Annotated in this window: 1 protein-coding gene and 1 pseudogene; one reads left to right on the top strand and one right to left on the bottom strand. The window is 60.9% G+C overall.

Annotation, left to right across the window (positions count from 1 at the left end):
* Positions 1–400: DDE-type integrase/transposase/recombinase (locus tag OKA11_RS24405; protein ID WP_267225224.1), on the top strand; the 400-nt coding region annotated here is incomplete at its 5' end.
* Positions 401–505: 105 nt separating this feature from the next.
* On the opposite strand, the pseudogene OKA11_RS24400 reads toward OKA11_RS24405, so the two are convergent.
* Positions 506–1,078, bottom strand: a pseudogene (locus tag OKA11_RS24400) (IS3 family transposase); the annotation flags it as partial.

Here is a 1,078-nt window from a genome sequence, read left to right as displayed (position 1 = left end):
TGATGTGACCTACATCCCGATGCGGCGCGGCTTCCTGTACCTGGTCGCGATCATGGACTGGGCAACCCGGAAGGTGCTGGCGTGGCGGCTATCGAATACGATGGATGCAGGGTTCTGCGTCGCGGCGCTGGAGGAGGCGCTGGCTCGCTACGGCAAGCCCGAGATCTTCAACACCGACCAAGGCAGCCAGTTCACGTCGCAGGCCTTCACCACTGTGCTGCGCGAGGCCGAGGTTCGCATCAGCATGGACGGGCGGGGCCGCTGGATCACCTATTACAACACCCAGCGTCCGCACTCGGGCCTGGCCGGAAAAACCCCGGCCGAGGCCTATCGGCGGATCGGGCAATCAGATCATGGGGGGCATGCCCCCCATGATCTGATGATCAAACAGGCGGCGTGAACGACAACCGGGATTAGCTTAACTTAGCCGCCAAATTGTCCAAGAAGGCGGGACCACCTCACTCTGCCAGATTGGGAATCCCTTTTGTCAACGCCGCCTAGTTTTCTAGACGCCTTCTACTTTCAAAATCCGCTGCCGTTCGAACTGGGCGGGTGACAGCATTCCGTTCCTAACCAACTTGCGCACCGGATTGTAGAACATCTCGATGTAATCTAACCCGCCCGGCCGGTCTTCCTCGTGGGTTTTGTAGGTCCGTTGCCGGATGCGCTGACGCTTGAGTGAGTAGAAGAAGGTCTCGGCAACGGCATTGTCGTGGCAGTTGACGCGCCGGTTCATCGAGCGCTCAAGGTTGTGAGCCCGAATGAAGGCTGGCCAGTCCTGCTGGTGAAACGCGAGCGATCAGCACCCGCCGCTTCGGTTTGCGCCGCCAAACCGCCATGTGCAGCGCTTGGAGCACAACATCGGTAGTCTGGCGGCTCTGCATCGTCCAACCCACCATGCGGCGCGAGCAGAGATCAATCACGACCGCCAGAGAGGCAAATCCCTGCAGGGTGCGGAAGCAGGTAATGTCTGTCACCCAGGCCCGGTCTGGCGCAGCCACGTCGAACCGGCGATCCAGCGTGTTGTCGATCGCCAGGGAAGGTTTGCCGCTATAGCTGCCAGGCCGGCGCTTGTAGC

Source organism: Novosphingobium clariflavum (assembly GCF_026420865.1).
GTDB classification, from domain to species: Bacteria; Pseudomonadota; Alphaproteobacteria; order Sphingomonadales; family Sphingomonadaceae; genus Novosphingobium; species Novosphingobium clariflavum.
This window is presented reverse-complemented; position numbering and strand designations above follow the sequence as displayed.